Origin of the sequence: Streptomyces sp. NPDC048338, from assembly GCF_043201055.1 — a bacterium.
Lineage (GTDB): Bacteria > Actinomycetota > Actinomycetes > Streptomycetales > Streptomycetaceae > Streptomyces.
Map to the genome: position 1 here is coordinate 165,533 of NZ_JBICYQ010000009.1, position 25,148 is coordinate 190,680.

At 74.1% G+C, this 25,148-nt stretch carries 23 protein-coding genes; 17 read left to right on the plus strand and 6 right to left on the minus strand.

Going from position 1 to position 25,148, the window contains the following annotated elements; genetic code table 11:
* Nucleotides 1-7: 7 nt before the first annotated feature.
* Nucleotides 8-937 (plus strand): DUF2510 domain-containing protein, encoded by a 930-nt coding sequence (locus tag ACGFZF_RS21840; RefSeq protein ID WP_393556440.1) that lies wholly within the window; start codon nt 8-10, stop codon nt 935-937.
* 40 nt (nt 938-977) lie between these two features.
* On the opposite strand, the gene ACGFZF_RS21845 is transcribed toward ACGFZF_RS21840, so the two are convergent.
* Nucleotides 978-2,180: an amino acid deaminase/aldolase gene (locus tag ACGFZF_RS21845; protein ID WP_393556442.1), complete on the minus strand. Its 1,203-nt coding sequence runs from the start codon at nt 2,178-2,180 to the stop codon at nt 978-980.
* A gap of 109 nt (nt 2,181-2,289) precedes the next feature.
* Here ACGFZF_RS21845 and ACGFZF_RS21850 point away from each other — a divergent pair, with 109 nt between their 5' ends.
* Both ACGFZF_RS21850 and mycP read left to right on the plus strand, forming a co-directional pair.
* On the plus strand, nt 2,290-3,816 hold the full coding sequence (locus ACGFZF_RS21850) for a hypothetical protein (protein WP_393556444.1): 1,527 nt from the start codon (nt 2,290-2,292) through the stop codon (nt 3,814-3,816).
* Nucleotides 3,813-5,009 (plus strand): type VII secretion-associated serine protease mycosin, encoded by a 1,197-nt coding sequence (mycP, locus tag ACGFZF_RS21855; RefSeq protein ID WP_393556446.1) that lies wholly within the window; start codon nt 3,813-3,815, stop codon nt 5,007-5,009. Before ACGFZF_RS21850 ends, mycP begins: the two co-directional genes overlap by 4 nt.
* On the opposite strand, the gene ACGFZF_RS21860 is transcribed toward mycP, so the two are convergent.
* On the minus strand, nt 4,975-5,802 hold the full coding sequence (locus ACGFZF_RS21860; protein WP_393556448.1) for a serine hydrolase: 828 nt from the start codon (nt 5,800-5,802) through the stop codon (nt 4,975-4,977). The genes mycP and ACGFZF_RS21860 overlap by 35 nt on opposite strands.
* 196 nt (nt 5,803-5,998) lie before the next feature.
* Here ACGFZF_RS21860 and ACGFZF_RS21865 point away from each other — a divergent pair, with 196 nt between their 5' ends.
* Nucleotides 5,999-6,733: an SseB family protein gene (locus ACGFZF_RS21865; protein ID WP_384873803.1), complete on the plus strand. Its 735-nt coding sequence runs from the start codon at nt 5,999-6,001 to the stop codon at nt 6,731-6,733.
* A gap of 54 nt (nt 6,734-6,787) precedes the next feature.
* Here ACGFZF_RS21865 and ACGFZF_RS21870 read toward each other — a convergent pair whose 3' ends face one another.
* Complete coding sequence (locus tag ACGFZF_RS21870) at nt 6,788-7,147, minus strand: DUF1844 domain-containing protein (protein ID WP_147977189.1); 360 nt, start codon at nt 7,145-7,147, stop codon at nt 6,788-6,790.
* A gap of 378 nt (nt 7,148-7,525) precedes the next feature.
* On the opposite strand from ACGFZF_RS21870, the gene infC reads away from it, so the two are divergent.
* From infC to ACGFZF_RS21925, 11 genes are all read left to right on the plus strand, one after another.
* Nucleotides 7,526-8,185, plus strand: coding sequence for a translation initiation factor IF-3 (infC, locus tag ACGFZF_RS21875; RefSeq protein WP_393556765.1), 660 nt, complete (start codon nt 7,526-7,528; stop codon nt 8,183-8,185).
* Nucleotides 8,186-8,308: 123 nt separating this feature from the next.
* On the plus strand, nt 8,309-8,503 hold the full coding sequence (gene rpmI / locus ACGFZF_RS21880; RefSeq protein WP_019884943.1) for a 50S ribosomal protein L35: 195 nt from the start codon (nt 8,309-8,311) through the stop codon (nt 8,501-8,503).
* A 105-nt stretch (nt 8,504-8,608) separates the two neighbouring features.
* Nucleotides 8,609-8,995 (plus strand): 50S ribosomal protein L20, encoded by a 387-nt coding sequence (gene rplT, locus ACGFZF_RS21885; protein ID WP_125652405.1) that lies wholly within the window; start codon nt 8,609-8,611, stop codon nt 8,993-8,995.
* 410 nt (nt 8,996-9,405) lie between these two features.
* The gene (locus tag ACGFZF_RS21890; RefSeq protein ID WP_393556452.1) at nt 9,406-10,245 is read left to right on the plus strand and encodes a TrmH family RNA methyltransferase; all 840 of its coding nucleotides are present in this window, start codon (nt 9,406-9,408) and stop codon (nt 10,243-10,245) included.
* An 83-nt stretch (nt 10,246-10,328) separates the two neighbouring features.
* Entirely contained in the window at nt 10,329-11,519 is a 1,191-nt protein-coding gene (locus ACGFZF_RS21895; protein WP_393556454.1) for an ATP-binding protein, read from the plus strand.
* Nucleotides 11,520-11,656: 137 nt separating this feature from the next.
* Nucleotides 11,657-12,796: a phenylalanine--tRNA ligase subunit alpha gene (pheS, locus tag ACGFZF_RS21900; RefSeq protein ID WP_147977185.1), complete on the plus strand. Its 1,140-nt coding sequence runs from the start codon at nt 11,657-11,659 to the stop codon at nt 12,794-12,796.
* Nucleotides 12,796-15,309 (plus strand): phenylalanine--tRNA ligase subunit beta, encoded by a 2,514-nt coding sequence (gene pheT / locus ACGFZF_RS21905; protein WP_393556456.1) that lies wholly within the window; start codon nt 12,796-12,798, stop codon nt 15,307-15,309. Before pheS ends, pheT begins: the two co-directional genes overlap by 1 nt.
* Nucleotides 15,310-15,759: 450 nt before the next feature.
* On the plus strand, nt 15,760-16,404 hold the full coding sequence (locus ACGFZF_RS21910; protein WP_393556458.1) for a dihydrofolate reductase family protein: 645 nt from the start codon (nt 15,760-15,762) through the stop codon (nt 16,402-16,404).
* A 233-nt stretch (nt 16,405-16,637) separates the two neighbouring features.
* Nucleotides 16,638-17,705 carry a PP2C family protein-serine/threonine phosphatase gene (locus ACGFZF_RS21915; RefSeq protein WP_393556460.1) on the plus strand — a complete coding sequence of 356 codons (1,068 nt, stop codon included), beginning with the start codon at nt 16,638-16,640 and terminating at the stop codon, nt 17,703-17,705.
* A gap of 258 nt (nt 17,706-17,963) precedes the next feature.
* Entirely contained in the window at nt 17,964-19,304 is a 1,341-nt protein-coding gene (locus tag ACGFZF_RS21920) for a transcriptional regulator (protein WP_393556462.1), read from the plus strand.
* 51 nt (nt 19,305-19,355) lie between these two features.
* Nucleotides 19,356-19,886, plus strand: coding sequence for an NUDIX hydrolase (locus tag ACGFZF_RS21925; protein WP_393556464.1), 531 nt, complete (start codon nt 19,356-19,358; stop codon nt 19,884-19,886).
* 204 nt (nt 19,887-20,090) lie between these two features.
* On the opposite strand, the gene ACGFZF_RS21930 is transcribed toward ACGFZF_RS21925, so the two are convergent.
* Entirely contained in the window at nt 20,091-20,951 is an 861-nt protein-coding gene (locus ACGFZF_RS21930; RefSeq protein WP_393556466.1) for a 3-hydroxybutyryl-CoA dehydrogenase, read from the minus strand.
* Between the two features lie 157 nt (nt 20,952-21,108).
* Between ACGFZF_RS21930 and ACGFZF_RS21935 the strand changes: the two genes are divergently transcribed.
* Nucleotides 21,109-22,371: a glycoside hydrolase family 10 protein gene (locus tag ACGFZF_RS21935; protein WP_393556468.1), complete on the plus strand. Its 1,263-nt coding sequence runs from the start codon at nt 21,109-21,111 to the stop codon at nt 22,369-22,371.
* Between the two features lie 83 nt (nt 22,372-22,454).
* Here ACGFZF_RS21935 and ACGFZF_RS21940 read toward each other — a convergent pair whose 3' ends face one another.
* Nucleotides 22,455-22,649 carry a DUF1918 domain-containing protein gene (locus ACGFZF_RS21940; RefSeq protein ID WP_356600981.1) on the minus strand — a complete coding sequence of 65 codons (195 nt, stop codon included), beginning with the start codon at nt 22,647-22,649 and terminating at the stop codon, nt 22,455-22,457.
* Between the two features lie 84 nt (nt 22,650-22,733).
* On the minus strand, nt 22,734-23,645 hold the full coding sequence (locus ACGFZF_RS21945; protein ID WP_393556470.1) for a DMT family transporter: 912 nt from the start codon (nt 23,643-23,645) through the stop codon (nt 22,734-22,736).
* Here ACGFZF_RS21945 and ACGFZF_RS21950 point away from each other — a divergent pair.
* Nucleotides 23,644-25,080 carry a PLP-dependent aminotransferase family protein gene (locus ACGFZF_RS21950; RefSeq protein ID WP_393556472.1) on the plus strand — a complete coding sequence of 479 codons (1,437 nt, stop codon included), beginning with the start codon at nt 23,644-23,646 and terminating at the stop codon, nt 25,078-25,080. The two genes, ACGFZF_RS21945 and ACGFZF_RS21950, sit on opposite strands and share 2 nt — an antisense overlap.
* Nucleotides 25,081-25,148 lie beyond the last annotated feature (68 nt).

Sequence of the window (25,148 nt, forward strand, 5' to 3'; positions counted from 1 at the left end):
GATGAGCATGACGACTCCTCCCCCCACGCCCGGCGGCGTGGGGGGACCACCAGGCTGGTATCCGGATCCGGCGATGCCCACCGTCGAACGCTGGTGGGACGGCACGGCCTGGACCGCGCACACCCGTTTCCCGCAGGTGACGACCGCGATGCCGGTGGCCGGCCCCGCGCCGTCCGCCCGTCGTGGCCGGGCCGTCGCCCTCGGGGCGGCGGCGCTGGTGCTGGCCGCGGCGGTCGTCGCCACCGTCGTCGTCCTCGGCGGCGACGAGGACACCCCCGTGACGTCCGGCCCGCCTGCGGCGAGCACGAGCGGTTCCCCGGCGCCGGCCACGAGCGGCACCCCGTCCGCCACCGCGACCGCCGAGGACGCCACCCGCGTCACCGACCAGCTCAACGGCATCACGCTGCCGATCGTCCGGGGCTGGGAGAAGCCGGAGTACCGGGGCGGCGACGTCCCGACCGTCACCACGGTCGGCGACCACCCCTGCCCCGGCGCGCCCGACCGGGACTGCCGGCACGGCACGGTGAGCTCCCGTACGGCCACGGGCACCGCCGCCGGCACGCCCGAGGCGATCGCCCGCGAGGACATCCCGCTCGCCACCGTCGCCGCCTTCGACGAGGACGTCCTCGGCAACGACCTCTACGGCGGCATCCGCTCCCACAAGGAGATCGCGGCCCGGTCCGTCGCCGTCGCCGGGCGCACCGGCTTCCTGGTGCGCTGGCAGGTCACCACCGGCAAGGGCCCCGGCGGTTACGTCCAGTCGCTGGTCTTCCCCTCCCCGACGGGCAGCGAGGCGCCGGTCGTCGTGCGCTTCGCGTTCGACGCGGGCCCGGACGGCCCGCCGCTCGCCGAGATGGACGAGATCGCGAAGAACATCCTCCCCATCGGCAGCACCACCGGCGGCGGCGTGGGCACGTCGATGAGCCCCCGCTCCTGACCGGGTCGCCCGGACCCCGGCCGGGGTCCGGGCCCGGGCGTCAGAGGAAGGTGCGGCCCTCGCCCCGGTAGGTCGGCACGGTCGCGGTGATCCGGTCGCCCTCCACCAGGTGCAGGCTGTCGAAGCGCTCGCACAGCTCCCCGGCCTTCGCGTGCCGGAACCACACCTTGTCGCCGATCAGCAGGTCGTCGGCGGGGGAGCCGAGCAGCGGCGTCTGCACCTCGCCCGGCCCCTCCTGCGGGTCGTAGCGCAGACCCTCCGGCAGGTACGGCACGGGCAGCCGGTCCGGGCCCGCGGCCCCGGACGCGGGGTAGCCGCCGCCGAGCACGGTGACCACGCCGACCCCGGGGCGGCGCACCACCGGCTGCGCGAACAGGGCGGCCGGGCGTCCCGTGAAGGACGTGTAGTTGTCGAAGAGCCGCGGCACGTACAGACCCGAACCGGCGGCGATCTCCGTCACCGCGTCCTCGGCCGCCGTGTGCTGCACGCTGCCCGTTCCGCCGCCGTTGACGAACTCCAGATCCGGCGCCACCGCCCGCACGGCGCGGACGACGGCTGCCCGCCGCGCGGCGAGCTCCTTGCGGGCGGCGGCCTGCATCAGCCGGATCGCGCGGGAGCGCAGCGGCCGCCCGGCGACGGCGTCCCCAACCCCGGCGACATGCCCCTCGTACGCCATGAGGCCGACCAGCCGGAAGCCGGGGCGGCGCGCCACCGAGCGGGCCAGCTCGGCCAGCTGGGCGGGCTCGCGGAGCGGGGAACGGAGCGCCCCGACGCGTACCCGGCCGCCGAGCATCCGGAGCGAGGTGTCCAGCTCCAGGCAGACCCGGATCTCCTCGGTGCCGCCCGCGCGGGCCTGGTCGACGAGGTCGAGCTGCGCCGGGTCGTCGATCATCACCGTCACGGCGGCGGCGAGCTTGGGGTCGCCCGCCAGGGCGCCGAACGCGGCACGGTCGGCGGACGGGTAGGCGAGGAGCACGTCCTCGAAGCCGGCCCTGGCCAGCCACAGCGACTCGTCGAGCGTGAAGGACATGATCCCCGCGAAGCCCTCCCGCGCGAGGACCCGCTCCAGGAGCGCCCGGCACCGCACGGACTTGCTCGCGACCCTGATCGGCTTGCCTCCCGCCCGGCGGACGAGGTCGTCGGCGTTGGCGTCGAACGCCTCCAGGTCGACGATCGCCACGGGCGCGTCGAGGTGGGCGGTGGCCCGGTCGTACCGGGCCCGGTCGGCGGCGCGGGGAGTCATGGCCCGAGCTTGCCAGACCGGTTTACGGAGAGGTAGCCCCTGGGTTCCCGTGCAGCGGGGAACAGCCCGTAGAGTGACGGGCATTGCCGGCACGACCAGGGGGACGGGGATGACGACCGACTCGCACCACCCCGCGTCCCGCATCACCGACGCACTGCTCCCCCCGTCCACCCCGCCGCAGCCCCCGGCACCTCCCGCCCAGGGCACGCGCCCCGCGGCGAGCCCCGCGCCGGCCGCACCCGGGCCGCGCGCCGACGGTGCCCGGCCGACGGCGTCCGCCGTCACTCCGCGCGCCGACGCCCCGGAGCGGACGGCCGCCCTGCCGCGCCCGGCCTCGGCGCCGCTCCCGCCCGAGGTCGCGCCGCCCCGCCCCGCCGTTCCCCTGCCCGCGCCCGCCGCGCCCGTGGCACTCCCGCCCGCGCCCGCCGCCCCGCCGGCGGTACGCCCGGCCGGTGCCGCGGCCACCGCCTCCGCGCCGAGCACCGGAACGCCCACCCGCCCCGCACGGCAGCCGGGCACGCCCGCCCCCGGAGCCGGCGCCCCGGCGCAGCCGTCCCGGCCCGTCGGCACCCCGCGCTCCGCCGGCCCCGCGCCCGCCACCGGCACGCCCGGCACCCGCCCGCCGCACCCGGCCGAGCCGCCCGCCGTCGAGACGACCACCCGGCTGCGCCCCGTCCGCGACACCGACCCCGCCCCCTCGCCCGCGCGGGCGGACCGGTCCGCGCAGGCCGCCCCCGCGTCCGACGCGCGGCAGGCGGCGTACCCGCGGCCCGCTTCCACCATCCCGTTCGACCGGCACCCCGAGCAGTCCTACGGGACCTACGGCGCCTACCGCCCGTACACCGCGCCGCCCGAGACGCCCGGCGAGACCACCACGCGCCTCCGGCCCATACGCGAGCGGCACACGAAGCGGATCGTCGCGGCCGGCGTGTGTCTCGTGCTCGGGTTCGGGCTGATCGGCGGGGCGATCGCCGGCACCGTCCTCGCCGCCACGGACGCGGGCCGCCCCGAAGAGCCCACGGGTTTCGAGGAGGCCAGGACCCTGTGGCACAGCGTCCCCGTCGACACCCTCTTCCCCCGCACACTCGCGGGCCCGGGAGCGGGTCCCGGCACCGCCGCCCGCGCCTGGACACGGGTCGTCGTCGCCCCGGACGCCCCCTGCTCGACCACCACGCTGCCCCGGAGCGTCCTCACCTCCCTGCGCCCCGTCGGCTGCGACCGCGTCCTGCGCGCCACGTACACCGACGCCACCTCCTCCAGCGTCATCACCGTCGGCCTGGTCTTCACCCAGGCCGATCCCGCGGCCATGCGCGCCCTCGGCACCGGGATCGGTGCCGACCTCCCTCCCGCGCTCGCCGGCCCGGGCACCGTCGCCGCCCGCTTCGGTGACGGACAGCGCGCCAGCTGGTGGACGCGTGCCCTGCCCGACCTGCCCGTCGTCGTCTACTCCGTCTCCGGATTCGCCGACGGCCGCCGCGTCGACACCCCCCAGCCCGCCGACCAGGCCATGGCCGCCGGACAGACGACCGCGCCCGCCGAGGCCGGTCTCGGCCACGAGGCCAAGGGCGTCGCCGACCGCGTCGAACGCGGACTGCGCAAGGCGGCCACCGCCGCCGCGAAGGAGAACGACCGGTGACCCGCCGCCGCACCCGCGCCCTCTCCGCGGCGCTCCTCGCGAGCGCCTTCGCGGTCCTCCCGGCGATCACCACCCCCGCGTACGCCGACACCATCCGCGCGCGCCAATGGGGCCTGGAGGCCCTGCACACCACCGAGGCATGGCGCACCACGCAGGGCGAGCGGGTCACCGTCGCCGTCCTCGACACCGGGGTCGACTCCGAACACCCCGACCTCGAGGGTTCCGTCCTGCCCGGCAACGACCTCATCGGCTTCGGCGCCGCCCGAGGCGACCGCGCCTGGGCCCGGCACGGCACCGCCATGGCCGGCATCATCGCCGGTCACGGCCACGGGCCGGGCCGCGAGGACGGTGTCCTCGGCGTCGCGCCGCAGGTGAAGATCCTTCCCGTCCGCGTCATCCTCGAAGGCACCGACAAGTCCCGGGACAAGGCCCGCAAGTCCCGCGGAACGGCCCTCGCCGAGGGCATCCGCTGGGCGGTCGATCACGGCGCCGACGTCATCAACCTGTCCCTCGGCGACGACTCCAAGTCCGCCCACCCCGACTCCGGGGAGGACGCCGCCGTCCAGTACGCCCTCGCCAAGGGCGTCTCCGTCGTGGCCTCGGCCGGCAACGGCGGCGAGAAGGGCGACCACGTCTCGTACCCCGCCGCCTACCCGGGCGTCATCGCCGTCACCGCCGTCGACCGCTTCGGCACCCACGCCTCCTTCTCCACCAGCCGCTGGTACGCCACGGTCAGCGCCCCCGGCGTCGACATCGTCATCGCCGACCCCGACCGCCGCTACTACGAGGGCTGGGGCACCAGCGCCGCCGCCGCGTTCGTCTCCGGCGCCGTCGCGCTCGTCCGCTCCGCCCACCCCGACCTGACGCCCGCCCAGGTCAAGCAGCTGCTCGTCGACACCGCCCGCAACAGCCCCAAGGGCGGCCGCAGCGACGCCAAGGGGTACGGCACCGTGGACCCGGCCGCCGCGATCGAGGCCGGAGACCGGCTCAAGGGGGCCGACCCCAAGGCCGCCTCGGCCGGGTACAGCGGGCAGTACTTCGGGCCCGGACCGCTGCCCGACGCCGACGAGGACCGGCCGATCGGGTTCCTCGCCCCGGCGGCCGGCGGCCTCGGCGCGCTGCTGCTCGCCGCCGCGGTCGTCCTGTGGCGCGGACGGTTCAGCGCCCCGCGCCCGCCCCAGCCGTTCCGCTGACCGCCCCGTCCCCGCCCGTTCCGTCGTCCGCGTCGGTGCCGCCGCCGGCGCCCGCCGCGTCCGTCGCGGCCAGGGCCGAGACCGCCGCCCGTGCCGCCCGCTCCACCAGCGCGATCCCGGACTCCCGGGTCGGGTGACCGTCGGAGAGCACCGCGACCAGCCGGACGCGCCCGCCCGCCGTGATCCGCCCGATGCTGTTGACGTCCCACAGGCCGGTGGCGTCCCGCGGCAGCCATCCGTTCTTCAGCGCCGTGTCCCGCGGCCCGTCGGCCGCCGCGGAGACACCCCAGTCCTGGCCCGCCACCACCCGCTCCATCAGCCCGGCCACGTACGCGCGGGAGTCCGCCGTCAGCGGCGAGTCCGTGCCGAAGACCGCCGCCAGCAGGGCCAGCCGGTCCCGTGCCGTCGTCTGGGTCAGGCCCCACGCCCGCGCGCCCGTCGTCCGCGTGAGCCCGAGGCGGGCGTTGGCCGCGTCGAGGCCCCCGGCACCGCCGATCGTCCGCCACAGCGTGGTCGCGGAGTCGTTGTCGCTGTGCTCGATCATGGCGGCGGCGCAACCGAGTTCCGCCGGTGCCGGCCGACGGGCCTCGTCCTGCGCGCGCAGCAGCAGCGCGGCCAGGATGTCGACCTTGACGACGCTGGCGGTGTCGTAGGTCCGCCCCTCGCCGCCGTACGAGGCCGTCCGTCCGCTCGCCTGGTCGAGCACGGCGACCGAGAGCGAGGCGTCGCTCCCGGCGACGACCGGAGCCACGGCCCCGGCGAGCACGGCGTCGAGATCCATCCATACGGTCACTGCTGACGTCTCCCCCGGAAGCGCGGCCGCGACGGGGCGGCGGCCTCGGACGGCCCCGCACCCCGTCCGGGAACGGCGCCGGCCCACCGGGCGCGCCGGCGGGCACGACCATTCTGCTGCGGCGCCCGCCGCGTGTCCGCCTGGCACCGGCCACCCGCCGGGAAAGGCCCCACCGCGGGCCGGTTAGGCTCGTCGCGTGGCGCTCAAGAACATTCCGGACCCCGGTTTCTCCGACGACGACGGCACCGCCGACCCCCGGCTCGCCGCGGCGCTCGCCGCGTGGGCGGAGGACCGGGCCGCCCACGGCCCCGTCCTGGAGGCACTCGGCACCGCCCGTCTGCTCGTCCCGGTCGTCGCCGTCCTCGGCGAGGTCGAGGTCGACCCCGTGACGGGACTGCGCAGCGAGAAGACCAGTGACATGGCCGTGCCGACGCTCACCGCGGGCGACCGGCGCGCGCTGCCCGCGTTCACCTCGATCGCCTCGCTCGCCCTGTGGGACCCGGCCGCACGCCCGGTCGCCGTCCCGCTGCACCAGGCCCTGCAGGCCCTCGCGCACGAGAAGGCGGACACCCTGGTCCTCGACCTGGCCGGACCCGTGCCGTACCAGGTGACGGGACCGGCGCTGCTGGCCCTCGCGGAAGGCCGCGCCAGCGCGGACCCGCTGGACGACCCCGCCGTCCGCGAAGCGGTCCGCGCCGCCGTCGCGGCCGAGCCCGCCGTCCTGCGGGCCCACCTGGGCCCGGGCGCCGCCGACGGCACCCTCGCCCTCGTGCTGGCCGGGGACGCCGCGCCCGCCGAGGCCGCCCAGCGGGTGGCCCGCGCGCTCGCCGCCGACGAGACACTGAGGGCCCGCCTGGTGCGCGGTCTCGACCTGGCACTGCTGCCGGCCTCGGCCACGCCTCCGGGCGAGCCCTTCTACGTCAAGGAGTAGCCGGGGCGGCCGGGCGCACCTCGCGGGGTGCACCCGGCCGGCCGGCTCCGGTCGTCAGCCGTAGACCGGTCCGGTGTACTTCTCGCCCGGACCCTGGCCCGGCTCGTCGGGGATGATCGAGGCCTCGCGGAAGGCCAGCTGCAGGGACTTCAGACCGTCCCGGAGCGGCGCCGCGTGGAAGGAGCTGATCTCCGTCGCGCCGGCGTCCAGCAGACCGGCGAGGGCGTGCACCAGCTTGCGGGCCTCGTCGAGGTCCTTGTGGGCCTCGCCGTCCTCGGTCAGTCCGAGCTTCACGGCCGCGGCGCTCATCAGGTTGACCGCGACGGTCACGATGACCTCGACCGCGGGAACCTCCGCGATGTCACGGGTCATGTCGTCGAAGTCAGGGGAGTCGGTGTGGGGCGTTTCGCTCATGCCCACACGATAAGCCGGGGCGGTCCCCGTCCGTCGCGTGGTCCTCGGTTAGCAAACCGTCCCGAGCGATGCTAACCTTGTGTAACGACCGGCCGGACACCTATGTGCCCGGCCCACAAGTGGAGGCTCCGATCTCCCACCTGGCCGCTCTCACGGGCGGCGGGTCACCGGTCAGGCGGCGCCCATCGTTCCGTACGGACGATGGAAGCCGCCCGATGTGCGCCCCGCGGTTGACCGCGGCGGTGCTCCGGTATTTCCGTGGAGCCCCGCCTGTGTCCCGTCCGGGGCATTTTTCATGTACCGGCGCGGTTGGTCACCTGAAACAGACGTTACGCGTCCGTCCGCCAGGCGGTCGCGTGGTGCTACCGAGGAGGATCCATCAGCGCCGAGCCCCGCATCAACGACCGGATTCGCGTTCCCGAGGTGCGACTTGTCGGTCCCAGCGGCGAGCAGGTCGGGATTGTTCCGCTTGCCAAGGCCCTGGAGCTCGCACAGGAGTACGACCTCGACCTGGTCGAGGTCGCGGCGAACGCCCGTCCGCCCGTGTGCAAGCTCATGGACTACGGGAAGTTCAAGTACGAGTCGGCCATGAAGGCCCGTGAGGCGCGCAAGAACCAGGCGCACACGGTCATCAAGGAGATGAAGCTCCGGCCGAAGATCGACCCGCACGACTACGACACCAAGAAGGGTCACGTCGTCCGGTTCCTCAAGCAGGGCGACAAGGTCAAGATCACGATCATGTTCCGTGGTCGTGAGCAGTCCCGCCCCGAGCTTGGTTTCCGGCTGCTTCAGCGGCTGGCTTCGGACGTCGAGGAGCTTGGCTTCATCGAGTCCAACCCGAAGCAGGACGGCCGAAACATGATCATGGTTCTCGGCCCGCACAAGAAGAAGACCGAGGCCATGGCCGAGGCGCGTGAGGCCCAGGCCGCACGCAAGGCGGAGCGTCAGGGCGTTGCCTCCGACGACACCGCCGAGACCGTCGAGGCCCCGGCCGCCGAGGCTCCGGCCGACGCACCGGTCGAGAACCCCGAGGCGTGACCCGAGGGGCTGCCCCCCAGGCAGCCCCGGGCCTCGCCCGGAACCACCAAACGAAGAACTGACGCTCCCGGTTGTCCGGTGCCCGCACCGGGGGAGTGCCACTGACGAGGAGACTACGGCGCTATGCCGAAGAACAAGACGCACTCCGGTGCCAAGAAGCGCTTCAAGATCACCGGCTCCGGCAAGGTGCTGCGCGAGCGCGCCGGCAAGCGCCACCTGCTCGAGCACAAGTCGTCCAAGCTGACGCGTCGCCTCACCGGCAACGCCGAGATGGCCCCGGGCGACGCGGCCAAGATCAAGAAGATGCTGGGCATCTGACTGATCTCCGGTTCTCGGTGACCGAGAACCACCGGCCCAGTCCGGGCCCCCATCATTTCCGGGTCGTGTGAGTCCAACCGCGGCCCCGCTACAAGGAGTTAACAAGTGGCACGCGTCAAGCGGGCAGTCAACGCCCACAAGAAGCGCCGGGCGATCCTCGAGGCGGCCTCCGGCTACCGCGGTCAGCGTTCGCGCCTGTACCGCAAGGCCAAGGAGCAGGTCACCCACTCCCTGGTCTACAACTACAACGACCGCAAGAAGCGCAAGGGCGACTTCCGTCAGCTGTGGATCCAGCGCATCAACGCCGCTGCCCGCCAGAACGGCATGACGTACAACCGCCTCATCCAGGGTCTGAAGGCCGCCAACATCGAGGTGGACCGCAAGATCCTCGCGGAGCTGGCCGTCAACGACGCCAACGCGTTCGCCGCGCTGGTCGAGGTCGCGCAGAAGGCTCTGCCGGCCGACGTCAACGCCCCGAAGGCCGCTGCCTGATCTTCCAGGCCGCAGATCTTCTGCACCGGACCCGCAGGCCTTCGGGCCTGCGGGTCCGGTCGCGTTCGGAGCACGTCACCGCGTGACGGCCTGACCGGGCGCAGGCATCGGACCGGCGCCCGGCCCCCGTGCCTCCCGGGGACGGCAGCCGGCCCCGGGCCGTACGGCGCCCGGGTACGACAGCCGTCCGAGCCGTACGACGGACGTCTCCCGGCGCCGCGGCGAGGCGGACATGGTCCGCCCGCCCGTCCGGCCCCCGCCGTGGCACGGGACCCGGTGGGCGGCCCTCCGGCGTGCCCCAGGAGTGCGCCGTGCGGACGGCGCCCCGCGCGCCCCGGCGCTCCGGCCGACCGCTCCCCCGACCTCCCGCCCCTCACCCGCCCCGGACCCCGAAAGAAGCCGCCGACCCCATGGGTACCCCCGAGCTGATCTCCCCGCGTTCGCCGCGCGTCGTCGCCGCCCGCCGGCTCGCCAAGCGCAACTTCCGGGGCAAGGACCGCCTCTTCATCGCCGAGGGCCCGCAGGCCGTCCGCGAGGCCGTCGCGCACCGCGGCGGCGACGGCGCACCGACGCTCGTCGAGCTCTTCACCACGGTCGAGGCCGCCGAGCGCTACGACGGGATCATCGCGGCCGCGCTGGCGGCCGGAGCCCGCGTCCACCACGCCTCCGACGCCGTGCTCGCCGAGGTCTCCCAGACCGTGACCCCGCAGGGTCTCGTCGGAGTCTGCCGCTTCCTGGACTCGCCCTTCGAGGAGATCCTCGCCGCCCGGCCCAAGCTCGTGGCCGTCCTCGCCCACGTCCGCGACCCCGGCAACGCCGGCACCGTGCTGCGCTGCGCCGACGCCGCCGGCGCCGACGCGGTCGTCCTCACCGACGCCTCCGTCGACCTGTACAACCCCAAGTCCGTCCGTGCCTCGGTCGGTTCGCTCTTCCACCTCCCGGTCGCCGTCGGCATCCCGGTCGAGCAGGCCGTCGCCGGGCTCAAGGGCGCGGGCGTCCGGATCCTCGCCGCCGACGGGGCGGGCCAGGACGACCTCGACGACGAACTGGACGCCGGCACCATGGGCGGCCCCACCGCCTGGGTCTTCGGCAACGAGGCCTGGGGCCTGCCGGAGGAGACCCGCGCGCTGGCGGACGCCGTGGTGCGCGTGCCGATCCACGGCAAGGCCGAGAGCCTCAACCTCGCGACGGCCGCCGCGGTGTGCCTGTACGCCTCCGCGCGTGCCCAACGCACCCGAACCACCGCCTGAGGGGGTCCATTCGGACACCTCCACCTAGTAGGGTGACGGGCTCGGGGGCCCACTGCGCTACACGAAGGGGTGGGGGAACGGGGATGACGGTCGGCACGGACAGTCCCGCACAAGCACACGGCGCCCCGCCGCGTGCCCAGGGAGACCCGGAGCACCCGGAGGCATCGGATCCGGACGGGACCGGGATCCCCGGCCCGGCGCCCGGCGGAGGCGTGCACGGCCTCCCCGGCATCGACCCCGACGACCTGCCCGACGGTCTCGTCGTCGCCGACGAGACCGGCCGGATCGTCTGCTTCAACGCCGCCGCCGGCCGCATCGCCTCGGTGTCCCGCAGTCAGGCCCTCGGCCTCCCGCTGGAGCAGGCCCTGCCCCTGGAGGACCTGAAGGGCCGGCGCTGGTGGCCCCTCACCGACCCGTACGGCGGGCTGGCCACCCGCAGCGGCCAGCCCGAGCGCAACCTCCTCCTGCCCGGGGGCCGTGAGGTCCTCGTCTCCGCCCGCTACGTCCGCGAGCACCCCACGGGACCGGTCCGCCGTGTCGTGGTGAGCCTGCGCGGCACCGAGGCCCGCCGACGCACCGAGCGCAGCCACGCCGAGCTCATCGCCACCGTGGCCCACGAACTGCGCTCCCCGCTGACCTCGGTCAAGGGCTTCACGGCGACCCTCCTCGCCAAATGGGAACGCTTCACCGACGACCAGAAGCGGCTGATGCTGGAGACCGTCGACGCCGACGCCGGCCGCATCACCCGGCTCATCGCCGAGCTGCTCGACATCTCCCGGATCGACTCCGGGCGGCTGGAGGTGCGCCGGCAGCCCGTGGACGTCGCCGCGGCCGTCGGCCGCCACATCCAGGCCCACACGACGGGCGGCCAGTCCCCGGACCGGTTCTTCGTGCGCGTGATGCCCGGGCTGCCCGATCTGTGGGCCGATCCGGACAAGGTCGACCAGGTGCTCGGCAACCTGCTGGAAAATGCGGTGCGGCACGGCGAGGGAACCGTCACCATCGAGGTGGCACCCGCCCTGCTGCAGGACGACGAGAAAGGTACGGCAGTCACCGTGAGCGACGAAGGCCCCGGCATCCCCGAGGAGTCGATGGGCCGTGTCTTCACCCGCTTCTGGCGGGGGAGCAAGCGCGGTGGCACCGGCCTGGGCCTCTACATCGTCAAGGGCATCGTCGAGGCCCACGGCGGAACGATCACCGTCGGACGCGGCCCCCGGGGCGGCGCCGAGTTCCGATTTATCCTGCCCGTCGGCACCCCGGCCCATCTCGCCTGACGAGATCACGAGCCGTCCGGGCAGCCCACGGGCTCATTCGCGTCCTCGCACCCCGTTAGACTCGACCTTTGGCACGTTTGCGCCCTTGTCGTCGAGCGGGGCCGCGCCCAGCCAGCCAAACGGAAGCACGGGAAGAGATGTCCGCACCCAATAAGTCGTACGACCCCGTCGAGGTCGAGGCCTTGAAACCGGAAGAGATCGAGCGCATGCGGGACGAGGCGCTCGCCGCCTTCGCCGCCGCGGGTGACCTCGACGCGCTCGCGCACGCCAAGGTCGCGCACACCGGTGGCACCTCGCCGCTCGCGCTCGCGAACCGGGAGATCGGCGCGCTGCCGCCGCAGGCCAAGGCCGCCGCCGGCAAGCTCGTGGGCCAGGCCCGCGGCGCCGTCTCCAAGGCCCTGGCCGGCCGCCAGGCCGAGCTGGAGGCCGAGCGCGACGCCCGCGTCCTCGTCGAGGAGGCGGTGGACGTCACCCTTCCGTACGACCGCGTCCCGGCCGGCGCCCGCCACCCGCTGACCACGCTCATGGAGCGGGTCGCCGATGTCTTCGTCTCCATGGGGTACGAGGTCGCCGAGGGCCCCGAGGTCGAGGCGGAGTGGTTCAACTTCGACGCCCTGAACTTCGTCCCGGACCACCCGGCCCGGCAGATGCAGGACACCTTCTTCGTCGAGGGCACCGGCGCCGACGGCAAGGCCACCACCGGCGACGAGTCCGGTGTCGTGCTGCGCACCCACACCTCCCCGGTGCAGGCCCGCACGCTCATCGACCGGGAGCCCCCGGTCTACGTCGTCTGCCCCGGCCGCGTCTACCGCACCGACGAGCTCGACGCCACGCACACCCCGGTCTTCCACCAGATCGAGCTGCTCGCCGTCGACGAGGGCCTCACCATGGCCGACCTCAAGGGCACCCTGGACCACATGGTCCAGGCGCTCTTCGGGCCGGACATGAAGACCCGGCTCCGGCCGAACTTCTTCCCCTTCACCGAGCCGTCCGCCGAGATGGACATGCTCTGCTACGTCTGCCGCGGCGAGTCCGTCGGCAACCCGGACCGCCCCTGCCGCACCTGCGGCAGCGAGGGCTGGATCGAGCTGGGCGGCTGCGGCATGGTCAACCCGAAGGTGCTCGTCGCCTGCGGTGTCGACCCGGAGAAGTACAGCGGTTTCGCCTTCGGGTTCGGAATCGAGCGGATGCTGATGTTCCGCCACAACGTCGATGACATGCGAGACATGGTCGAGGGTGACATCCGGTTCACCCGGCCGTTCGGGATGGAGATCTGATGCGGGTCCCGCTTTCTTGGCTGCGGGAGTACGTCGACCTGCCGGCGACGGAGACCGGACGCGACGTCCAGGCCAAGCTCATTTCGGCAGGCCTCGAGGTCGAGAGCGTCGAGCAGCTCGGCGCCGGCCTGACCGGTCCGCTCGTCGTCGGCCAGGTCCGCACCATCGAGGAGCTGACGGAGTTCAAGAAGCCCATCCGCTTCTGCACCGTCGACGTCGGCCAGGCCAACGGCACCGGTGAGCCGCAGGAGATCATCTGCGGCGCCCGGAACTTCGCCGAGGGCGACAAGGTCGTCGTGGCGCTGCCCGGCGCCGTGCTCCCCGGTGACTTCCGGATCGCCGAGCGCAAGACGTACGGCCGGGTCTCCCGGGGCATGATCTGCTCCGGCGACGAGCTCGGCATGGGTGACGACGGCACGCACGGCATCATCGTGCTGCCGCGCGAGCTCGAGGTCGGCATCGACGCCACCAAGCTCCTGGAGCTGTACGACGAGGTCCTCGACATCGCCGTCACGCCCGACCGCGGCTACTGCCTCTCGATGCGCGGCGTCGCCCGCGAGGCCGCCATCGCCTACGGCCTGCCGCTGCGCGACCCGGCGCTGCTCGACGTGCCGGCGCCGAACTCGTACGGCTACCCGGTCCAGATCGTCGACCCGATCGGCTGCGACCGCTTCACCGCGCGCACCGTCGTCGGCCTGGAGCCGGAGGCCCGCACCCCGATCTGGATGGCGCGGCGCCTGCAGAAGGCGGGCATGCGCCCGATCTCGCTGGCCGTCGACATCACCAACTACGTGATGCTGGAGCTCGGCCAGCCGCTGCACGCCTACGACCGCACCCGGCTCGACGGCCCCATCGGGGTCCGGCGCGCCGCGCACGGCGAGAAGATCACCACGCTGGACGGCGCCCAGCGCGTCCTGGACGGCGCGGACCTGGTCATCGTCGACAACCGCGGGCCGATCGGCATCGCCGGTGTCATGGGCGGCGCCAACACGGAGATCGCCGACCACGGCGAGGAGGCCGGCGCGACCACCGAGGTCGTCATCGAGGCCGCGCACTTCGACGCGATCTCCATCGCCCGCACCGCCCGCCGGCACAGGCTGGGCTCCGAGGCGTCCAAGCGCTTCGAGCGCGGGGTCGACCCGCAGGCCGCGGCGGCCGCCGCGCAGCGCACCGTCGACCTGCTCGTGCTGCTCGCGGGCGGCACGGCCGAGGCCGGGGTCACCGAGATCGTCGCCCCGTCCGCGCCGCGCACGATCACGATCCCGGCGGACCACCCGGACCGCGTCGCGGGCGTCGACTACGGTCGCGAGACCGTCGTACGCCGCCTGCAGGAGGTGGGCTGCGACGTCTACGGCCAGGACGAGCTGGTCGTCACGGTCCCGTCGTGGCGCCCCGACCTCAACGAGCCCAACGACCTCGCCGAGGAGGTCATCCGGCTCGAGGGGTACGAGAACCTGCCCTCGACCCTGCCGAAGCCCCCGGCCGGCCGCGGTCTGACCGAGCGCCAGCGCACCCACCGCCGCGTGGGCCGCGCCCTGGCCGGCGCCGGCTACGTGGAGGCGCTGAACTACCCGTTCATCGGCGAGCAGGTCTTCGACCAGCTCGGCCTGGACGCGGAGGACGCCTGCCGCCGCGTGGTCAAGCTCGTCAACCCGCTCTCCGACGAGGAGCCCGCGCTCCGTACGACGCTGCTCCCGGGCCTCCTCGGGGCGCTGCGCCGCAACGACGGCCGCGGCTCGCACGACCTGGCGCTCTTCGAGACCGGTCTGGTCTTCCGGGCCACCGGGAACGCAGGCATCACGGTACGCCTGCCCGTCGACCGCCGGCCCACCGACGCGGAGATCGCGGAGGTCAATGCCGCGCTGCCCGCGCAGCCCCGGTACGCCGCCGTCGTCCTCGCCGGTGCGCGCGAGCAGGCCGGCTGGTGGGGCAAGGGTCGCCCGACCGACTGGGCGGACGCGGTCGAGGCCGCCCGCACGGTGGCCCGCGAGGCCGGTACGGAGCTGATCATCCGTCAGGACCAGTACGGTCCCTGGCACCCGGGCCGCTGCGCCGGTCTCTTCGTGACCGTCGACGGCCAGGAGCAGGTGGCCGGCTACGCGGGCGAGCTGCACCCGCGCGTGGTGAAGGCGCTCGGCCTGCCGGCCCGCACCTGCGCGATGGAGCTGAACCTGGACCTGGTCGAGGCGGCGAGCGAGGGACCGCTGAAGGCACCCCGGATCTCCTCCTTCCCGGTCGCCACCCAGGACGTCGCCCTGGTCGTCGACGCGACGGTCCCGGCCGACACGGTCGAGGCCGCGCTGCGCGACGGTGCCGGTGAACTGCTGGAGTCCGTCCGGCTGTTCGACGTCTACACCGGTGGGCAGGTCGACGAGGGCAAGAAGTCCCTCGCCTACGCCCTGAAGTTCCGGGCCGCGGACCGCACGCTCACGGTCGACGAGGCCACCGCCGCGCGTGACGCGGCCGTGTCCCTCGCCACCGAGCGCACCGGCGCCACGCTGCGCGGCGCCTGACCGCGTCCGCTCACGGCACCCGCAGGGGGCCGGTCACCGGGTTCGCGCCCGTGACCGGCCCCCTGCGGCATGTCGGCGTCGATGGGCGCGGGAACTTCCCGCCGGACGCGGGCACGCCACCCGGGCCGGACGCGGTGGGTGATCTAACGTGGGGGAGCGCCGGTGCGGCGTCCCGGTCCGCCGGCGAAGGCAGGGCACCGTGCCGTGCCCGTCGGATCGGTCGGCCCGCGCTGTCCGAGGCAGCGGACGGGCGGGCCCGGCCGACGGCGCACGGTCTCCCTGCCGAGCCGTGCTCCCGGGCGCCGCGAGCACGCTGACCGCCGGCCGGGTGGTGACCGACGCGCCGGGCGAGGCGGTCGACGAGTGCGAAGCCCCGTGGCGTCGCGGCGACGAGTCCGGATGCGCCCGCAGGTCCACCTCCCGACCGCGACAACCGATCGGGAGTACGGCATGGGTCTCATTCACATCGAGCTGTTCACCACCCTCGACCTCGTCGGGCAGGCGCCCGGCGGCCCCGACGAGGACCCGGAGGGGTTCCCGTTCGGCGGCTGGCAGGCGCCTCTGCTGGACGAGGTCGCCGGGGCGCAGGTCGGAGCCGCGTACGAGGGCACGGACGCCCTCCTGCTCGGCCGGCGGACGTACGACATCTTCGCCGCCTACTGGCCGCACCAGGAGGGCGGCGAGGACGACGAGATCGCCACGCTCTTCAACAGCGTCCCGAAGTACGTGGCCTCGCGCGGCAGGCCGGACCTCTCGTGGGCCGGATCGACCCAGCTCGGTCCGGATCTGGCCGCCGCGGTGCGCGAGATCCGTGACCGGCACGAGCACGTGAAGGTCGTCGGGAGCCTGAACCTGGTGCAGACCCTCCTGCGCGAGAAGCTCTTCGACCGTCTCGACCTCTGGGTGCACCCGATCGTGCTCGGCGTCGGCAAGAAGGTGTTCGACGGGGGCGAGGTGCCCACGAACATCACGCTCCTCGAACCGCCGGTGGCCAGCCCCCGGGGCACCGTCTACCTGCGCTACGGGCTCGCCGACGGCACGCCCGGGACGGGGGACATGAGCGCCCCCGACCGCGGTGTCGGACGAGGCGCCTGAGGACGTCGGCCCAGGCGGGTCTGCGGCGCTCACCCGTGCGACCGTCGGTCTGCCGTTCGGGTGGCGAGACGGTGGCGCGGGGCGGCGCGCCGAGGGCGCTCACTCCTTCGGGTGAGATCGCCGAGGGGTGTTCCGCCACGCCCGGGGCGCTCGGCACAATCAACGCGGCCACAGGGGCGGCCTTGTGTGCCGCAGGGCCTTCGGGCGCTGCAGGGCCTCAGGAAGGGCCGTGCATGATCCGTTCACGATCGTCGCTCTCCCCGGGTTCACGGCTGCGCCGGCTGGGCCCGCTCGGCCTCCCCGCCCTCTGGGGAGCGGTCGCCGTCACCTGGAGACTCGCCTGTCCGGCGGCCCAGCAACCGGGGGTCGCCCTGCGCGTCGCGACCGGCGTCGTGTTCCTCGGCGTCGGCACCGGCCTGGTCCTCGGGATCCGGCACGGCCTCTCCCGCGAGCTGCGACGGATGCGCGTCATTGCCCATGCCACCCAGCAGGCGCTGCTGCGCCCGCCGCCGCCCCGGATCGACGGTCTGACCGTCGCGGCGGGCCAGCTCTCGGCCTCCCGGGGCGCGGTCGTCGGTGGCGACCTCTACGAGGCGGTGGCCACTCCCTACGGCGTGCGGGTGATCATCGGTGACGTCCGCGGCCACGGACTCGCCGCCCTCGGCGCGGTCGTCGCCGTGCTGGGCAGCTTCCGCGAGGCCGCCCACGACGAGCCCGAACTCGGCGGCGTACTGCGCCGTCTCGACCGTGCCCTCGGGCGCCGTCTTCGCGAGGCGACCGTCGACGAGTGCTCCGGCCGCGCCGCGGAGCACCCGGCGGCGGAGGAGTTCGTCACCGTCCTGCTCCTGGAGATCCGCCCGGACGACGAGGTCCTCGCGCTCAACTGCGGCCACCCGGGCCCGTACCGGATCGGACGCCGGGTCGAGGCGGTCTCCACCGGCGATCCGCTTCCGCCGCTGGGCACGTTCCCGCTGCCCGCCGACCTCTCCCCGTACCCGTGCGTCCGGCTGTCGCCGGGCGACCTGCTCGTCCTGCACACCGACGGCGCTCAGGACGCCCGGGACGGCGCCGGCCGGTTCTTCGACCTCGAAGCGGTCCTGGCCGAGGCGGGCCGCGACCCGTCCCCGCCGCCCGCCGCGGTGGTCCGCCGCGTGCACGGCGCGCTGCTGCGTCACACCAAGGGCCGTCCGGCGGACGACGTGGCCCTGCTGGTCCTCCGCAACGACCGGCCGCGGGTGCCGGCGCAGCCCGCCGAACCCGGGCTGCGCCGTACCCGGCCTGCACCCTCTCCTCACCTGTGAGCGACGGGTTTCCTGAGGCCGGCGTCGCCCGCCCTGCCACGGAGTGTCGGGCAGATCGGCAGGGCGGACGACGCGGAGCGGGCCGCCGCACTGTAAGGGGGGGAGCCGGCGGCCCCTCGCCTTGCGGCGAGAGAGCTCAGTCAACCGGTGGCCGCAACAGGGCGACAGAGTGCACGGAGGGGAAGAACGGGTACTTCGTTCACACCCCGTGCGAAACCGGCCTCTACTACGCTGTGCGCACCGATCCTCGGAGGGGCCATGCAGCCCAACACCCTGCTCGACGCCCTGCTCGGCGAAGCGGGCGTCTCCCACGCCGGCCTCGCCGCCCATGTGAACCAGGCGGGCCGTTCCCGCGGACTCGCCCTGCGCTACGAACACACCGCCGTGGCGCGCTGGTTGAAGGGGCAGCGGCCGCGCGGCCAGGTCCCGGACCTGATCTGCGAGGTGCTGGCCGGACGACTGCACCGGGTGGTCACCCTCGACGACATCGGCCTGGGCGTGCCCGGCGAACCCGGGGGGTCGCAGACCTCCTCGCTGTCCGGCTTCGTCGAGCGGGCCGCCGCGCTGTGGCGCTCCGACGAACAGCAGCGTCCGCACGTACTCGGCGCGCAGGCCGTCACCGGCACCCCCGCGGTCATGCCGGTGTGGGAGTGGGAGAACCCGCCGGAGGACGCCGACGTCTCCCGTGACGGGGTCACCCGGGTCTCGATGGCGGACATCACCATGCTGCGCGCGGCCCGCGCGCACTACGAGCAGATGTACCGCAAGGCCGGCGGCATCGCGACGCGCAGCCGGATCGTCGGCTTCCTCAACGCGGAGACCGCGCCGCTGCTCCGCGGCGCCTACAGCGACCGCCTGGGCCGGCAGCTCCACCGGGCCACCGGCGGCCTGGTGGCGGTGGCCGGGATCTGCGCCTACGACTCGGACGCGCTGGGGCTCGCGCAGCGCTACTTCCACCAGGCGCTGCGGCTGGCCAAGGCGAGCGGGGACCGCGGGCTCGGCGCCTACGTGGTCGCGCTGCTCGTCAACCAGTCGTTGTTCATGGGGGAGTACCGGCAGGCCGTGGCCTTCGCCGAATCGGCCCTGCGCTCGGCGGGTTCGGAGATCACCCCGGCCCTGGCCGCCGACCTCTCCGCGATGCAGGCGAAGGCGTACGCCCATCTCGGCGACGGCACGGCGGCGTTGTCGTGCATCCGGCGCGCGGAGTCGGAGGCGGTGCGGATCAGCCCGGTCCACGAGCCGGCCGAGACCGGCTACGTCCAGCCCGGGCTGGTCAACGTGCAGGTCGCCGAGGCGCTGCTCAGCCTGGGCGACGTCCCTGCCGCGCGGGAGCACGCGCTCGCGGCCGTGGGGACACCCGCCCATGACCGGGGGAGGGTGCACCGGCTGGCGATGCTGTGCCAGATCGAACTGCGGCAGGGGGACGCCGACGAGGCGGCGCGGACCGCGGTGGAGATGACCGAACAGGCGCGGGGGATGGAGTCGAGGCGGCTGCGTGACCGGCTGCGCCTGGTGCGGGAACACCTCCTGGCGACCGACTGCGCGGACGCCCGGGAGGCGGCGGAACTCATCGGCGGAGCCCTGCGCGTTCCCCTGTGAGCCCGTGACTGCTGCGATATTGCCACCGACCAATCGGAAGGTGGCAGAAACGTGCAGTGGACGAAACTTAGCGAACAGTCTGTGTATGAGAACCGCTGGTTCCGGGTGAACCTCGCGGACGTCGAACTCCCGGACGGCCGCCACCTGGACCACTATCTGATCCGGCTGCGCCCGGTGGCCGTGGCGACCGTCGTCAACGAGGCCAACGAGGTGCTGATGCTCTGGCGCCACCGCTTCATCACCGACAGCTGGGGCTGGGAGCTGGCCGCCGGTGTCGTCGAGGACGGCGAGTCCGTCGAGGCCGCCGCCGCCCGCGAGATGGAGGAGGAGACGGGCTGGCGCCCCGGCCCGCTGCGCCATCTCCTCACCGTGGAGCCGTCCAACGGCCTCACGGACGCGCGGCACCATCTCTACTGGGCGGAGGAGGCGACGTACATCGGGCCGCCGCAGGACGACTTCGAGTCCTCACGCCGTGAGTGGATACCGCTCAAGCTGGTCCCCGACATGGTCTCCCGCGGGGAGATCCCGGCCGCCAACATGGCCGCGGGGCTGCTGATGCTGCACCACCTGCGCCTGGGCTGAGCCGCCCGGACGTCCGGGCGGCTCAGCCGTCCGAGCACCGGGTGGACGAAACGGGGGGCCGCCGGATCACCGGCCGGACGGCCCGTACCTGTGCGGGTGAACGGGCCGTCCGGAGGGTGCGACGGTGAGGCAGGAAGGCGCGGCGGCTCCGGAGCGGTCCCACCGGCACGGCGGGAAGCGGAACCGGCGGACCGGCGCCGGGACTCAGGCGTACGGGTAGAAGCCCGAGCCCGTCTTGCGGCCGAGACGACCCGCGTCCACCATGCGCTGGAGCAGCGGGGGAGCGGCGTACAGCGGCTCCTTGAACTCGCTGTACATCGAGTCGGCGATCGAGGCGATGGTGTCGAGGCCGATCAGGTCCGAGAGCTTCAGCGGGCCCATCGGGTGGGCGCAGCCGAACTCCATGCCGTTGTCGATGTCCTCGCGGCTCGCGATGCCCGACTCGAACATCCGGATCGCGGAGAGCAGGTACGGCACCAGCAGGGCGTTGACCACGAAGCCGGACCGGTCCTGCGCGCGGATCGCGTGCTTGCCCAGCACCTTCTCCGCGAACATCTGCGCCCGGCTGATCGTGCCCTCGGAGGTGGTGAGGGCCGGGATCAGCTCGACGAGCTTCTGCACCGGGGCCGGGTTGAAGAAGTGGATGCCGATGACCTGGTCGGGACGCGAGGTCGCCACGGCCAGCTTCACCAGGGGGATGGAGGAGGTGTTCGAGGCCAGGATGGCGTCGGGACGCGTCATCACCTGGTCGAGCACCTGGAAGATCTCGGTCTTGACCTGCTCGTTCTCCACGACGGCCTCGATGACGAGGTCGCGGTCGGCGAACTCGCCCAGGTCGGTGGTGAAGCTGAGCCGCGCCAGCGTCGCGTCCCGCTCCTCCTCGCTGATCTTGCCGCGTTCGGCGGCCTTCGTCAGCGAGTTGTGGAGCCGCGTGCGACCGATCTCCAGCGCCTCGCCGGTGGTCTCGGCGACCTTCACCTCGAGACCGCTGCGGGCACACACCTCCGCGATGCCCGCACCCATCTGGCCGCAGCCGACCACTCCGATGCGCTCAATGTCGGCCATGGAGTCCGTCACCTCGTGCCTTTCGCTCTTCTCTGGCGGCGGGCCCCGTGTGATTCCGGTGCGTCCGCCTCGACCCCACGACGTTACTCCGCATCTACCGATGATCGATCGCCCCGGGGTGGGCATGCTGTCCGGGTAGCTGTGACGTATCCGACACATGAGGGGTGACAAAGTGCGGCCTATCGGCAGAAGAGGGTTCGTGGCGGGCACCACGGGAGCGGCGCTCGCGGCCGCCGGACTGACCGGCTCCGCCCCGGCGGCCGCGGCCTCCGCGGCGGGCCGCGGGCTCCGGCGCAGGGAGTTCCGCGGCATGTGGCTGGCGACCGTCGCCAACCGCGACTGGCCCTCGCGCGCCGGGCTCACGGCCGAGGAGCAGCGGGCCGAACTCCTCGCCCACCTGGACACGGCCGTCGCACGCCGGCTCAACGCCGTCGTCCTCCAGGTCCGGCCGACCGCCGACGCCCTGTGGCCGTCGCCGTACGAGCCGTGGGCGCAGTGCCTCACCGGGGTGCAGGGCCGCGACCCGGGGTGGGATCCGCTGGGCACGGCGGTCGCGGAGGCCCACGACCGGGGTCTGGAGCTGCACGCCTGGTTCAACCCGTACCGCGTGGCGCATCACACGGACCCCACCCGCCTGGTGGCCGGTCATCCGGCCCGGCTGCACCCCGAGTGGGTCCTGCCGTACGGCGGGAAGCTCTACTACAACCCCGGTCTGCCCGAGGTGCGGCGCTTCGTCCAGGACGCGATGCTGGACGCCGTCCGCCGGTACGACGTCGACGCCGTCCACTGGGACGACTACTTCTACCCCTACCCGGTCGCCGGCCAGGTCTTCGACGACGACGCCGCCTACGCCGAGTACGGCGCGGACTTCCCCGACAAGGCCGCCTGGCGTCGGAACAACACCGATCTGCTGGTCTCCGAGACCGCCGCCCGGATCAAGGGGATCGGCCGGCACGTGGACTTCGGGGTGAGCCCCTTCGGGGTCTGGCGCAACGCCGCGACCGACCCCGAGGGCTCGGACACCAGCGCGGGCGTGCAGACCTACGACGACCTGCACGCCGACACCAGGAAGTGGGTCAGGGAGGGCTGGATCGACTACATCGCGCCCCAGCTGTACTGGAACATCGGCTTCGCCGCCGCCGACTACGCCAAGCTGCTGTCCTGGTGGGACGAGGTCGTACGGGACACCGGCGTCGGCCTCTACGTCGGCGAGGCGCTCTACAAGTGCGGTGACCCCGCGCAGCCCGCGGCCTGGCAGGACCCCGCGGAGCTGTCCCGCCACCTCACCCTGGCCGCTCGCCACCCCGGTGTGCGCGGACACTGCTTCTTCTCGGCGAAGGAGGTCGGCACCGACCGGAACGGCGCGATGGCGGCCGTGGTGGCCGACCACTACCCGACGAGGGTCCGCCCGCCGCGGTGATGCCGTCGTCCCCGGGCCAGGGGCGGCCCCGCACGGTCAGGCCCGGCGCCGTCGTCCGGCGCCGGGCGCTGTCCGGGCTGCTCTCACGCCTTCTCGTGGTGGCGTACGACGGTGTCGGGGCCCGGAGCCATCAGGGCCTCGTGGCCGTCGTCGTCGAATCGCACGCGGTACGGGGGAGTGCCGTTCTCGCCCAGTACTTCCATGACCTCGGCCGTACGGTCGTGCTGTCCGACGGTCCGGCCGTGCACCAGCAACGTGTCGCCCTTGCTCGCTTGCATCGGGGTTGCCTCCTCGCGGCCGGGCTTGTCGTACTTCGCAGTCTACGTCCGGGAGGGTGACCTGCGTCACTTCGGGGCGGGCCGTCAGCTCCGTGCCCGCTGGGTGACGGCGATGCAGAGGAGGACGGCGCAGGCGGCGACCGGAGCGGCGGGCGAGAGGTGCTCGCCCAGCAGCGACACCGACCACACCAGCGTCAGCAGCGGCTGCGCGAGCTGGAGCTGGCTGGCCTTGGGGATGCCGATCGCCGCCATGCCGCGGTACCAGACGTACAGGCCGAAGAACGTCGAGCCGGCGGCCACCCAGACCAGCCCGATCACGCCGTGGGCGGTGAGGCGCACCGGCTCCACGGCGAGCGCCACGGCCGAGCCCGCCACCATGACGGGCAGGCAGAGGACCAGTGCCCAGCCGATGACCTGCCAGCCGGGCATGAGCCGGGCGAGCCGCCCGCCCTCGGTGTAGCCGGCGGCGCAGACGACGAGCGCGCCGAAGAGGTACACGTCGCCGGCCGACAGGGATCCGCCGCTCTCCGCCAGGGTGAAGCCGATGACCACCCCCGCGCCGGCGAGCGCCGCGCACCAGAACGTGCGGGACGGCCGGCGGCCGGTGCGGAGGGCGGCGAAGGTCGCCGTGGTGAGCGGCAGCAGGCCGACGACCACCGCGGCGTGCGAGGTCGTGGAGGTCTGCAGGGCGAGGCTGGTGAGCAGCGGGAAGCCGACCACGACACCGCCGGCGACGACGGCGAGACCCGCCCAGTGACGCCGCTCGGGCAGCGGGACCCGCAGGGCGAGCAGGAACGCGCCCGCGATCAGCGCCGCGAGGGTGGAGCGCAGCGCGACCAGCGACCACGGGCCGAAGCTCTCCAGGCCCCAGACGGTGGAGGGGAAGGTGAGCGAGAAGGCGACCACGCCGAGACCGGCGAGAACGGTGCCGCCGGCCTGCGGGGAGCTGCCGACCGCTATCGTGCTGGGGCGAGTAGCGCTATCCTGTGCTGTCATGCACGAGCGTAGCAGTGTGGCTGAACTGGCAAAATCCCTGAAGGCGGAGCTCGACCGCTACTCACCAGGTGGGAAGCTGCCATCGAGTCGCGCTCTCGTCGAGCGCTATCGGGTCTCCCCGGTCACCGTCACCCGGGCCCTCGCGCGGCTCGCCGCGGAAGGGCTGGTCGTGACCCGGCCGGGAGCCGGTGCCTTCCGGGCCGAGCCGCGGACCGGCACACCGGCCGTCGGGGACACCTCCTGGCAGGAGGTCGCGCTCAGCGCCGACAGCGCCACCGAACTCGTCCCCCGGGCCGTCGACGCCTCCGGAGTGCTGGTCACCCTCTCCGCCCCGCCGCCGGGCATGATCGAGTTCAACGGCGGATACCTGCACCCCTCGCTCCAGCCCGAACGCGCCCTGTCCGCCGCACTGGCCCGCGCCGGCCGCCGGCCGGGCGCCTGGGGCCGGCCGCCCACGGACGGACTGCCCGAACTCCGCGAGTGGTTCGCCCGGGAGATCGGCGGCTCCGTCACGGCCGCCGACATCCTGATCACCGCGGGCGGCCAGTCCGCGATCACGACCGCGCTGCGCGCCCTCGCCGCGCCCGGCACCGCCGTCCTCGTCGAATCGCCCACCTATCCCGGCATGCTGGCGGTCGCCAGGGCGTCCGGCCTGCGCCCGGTGCCCGTCCCCACGGACGCCGACGGGGTCCGGCCGGACCTCCTGGAGGCCGCCTTCCGCGCGACCGGCGCCCGGGTCCTGGTCTGTCAGCCGCTGTTCCAGAACCCGACCGGGGCCGTGCTCGCCCCCGAGCGGCGCCGGGCGGTCGTCGCGATCGCCCGGGCCGCCGGCGCCTTCGTCGTCGAGGACGACTTCGCCCGCCGCCTGGTGCACGAGGACGCCGCCCCCCTGCCCCCGCCGCTGGCCGCCGACGACCCCGACGGGGTCGTCGTCCACGTCTGCTCCCTCACCAAGCCGACCTCCGCGAGCATGCGGGTCGGGGCCCTCGCCGCCCGCGGACCGGTCCTGGAACGTCTGCGCGCCATCCAGGTCGTCGACAGCTTCTTCGTGCCGCGGCCCTTCCAGGAGGCCGCCCTGGAACTGGTCGGCTCGCCCGCCTGGGGCCGCCATCTGCGCGCCGTGTCCCAGGAGCTGAAGAGCCGCCGGGACGTCCTGGCCGGCGCGCTCGCCCTGCACCTGCCCGAGCTGACGCTGTCGCACATCCCCTCCGGCGGCTACCACCTCTGGCTCCGGCTGCCCGACACCGTCCCCGAGTCCGCCCTCCACGCGACCGCCCTGCGCACGGGCGTCGCCCTCGCTCCCGGCCGCCCCTACTTCTGCGCCGAACCCCCCGCCGGCCACATCCGGCTGAGCTTCGCCGGTGTGGCGGGCCCGACGGAGATCGCCGAAGGCGTCCGCCGCCTGCGGGCCGCGGTGGACGAACTCGTGCCGTGAGCGGGGCGTAGGGCGGGGGCCGGGGCGTGACGGCGGGGGCCGGCGGCCGACGGGCGAGGCCGGCGCCG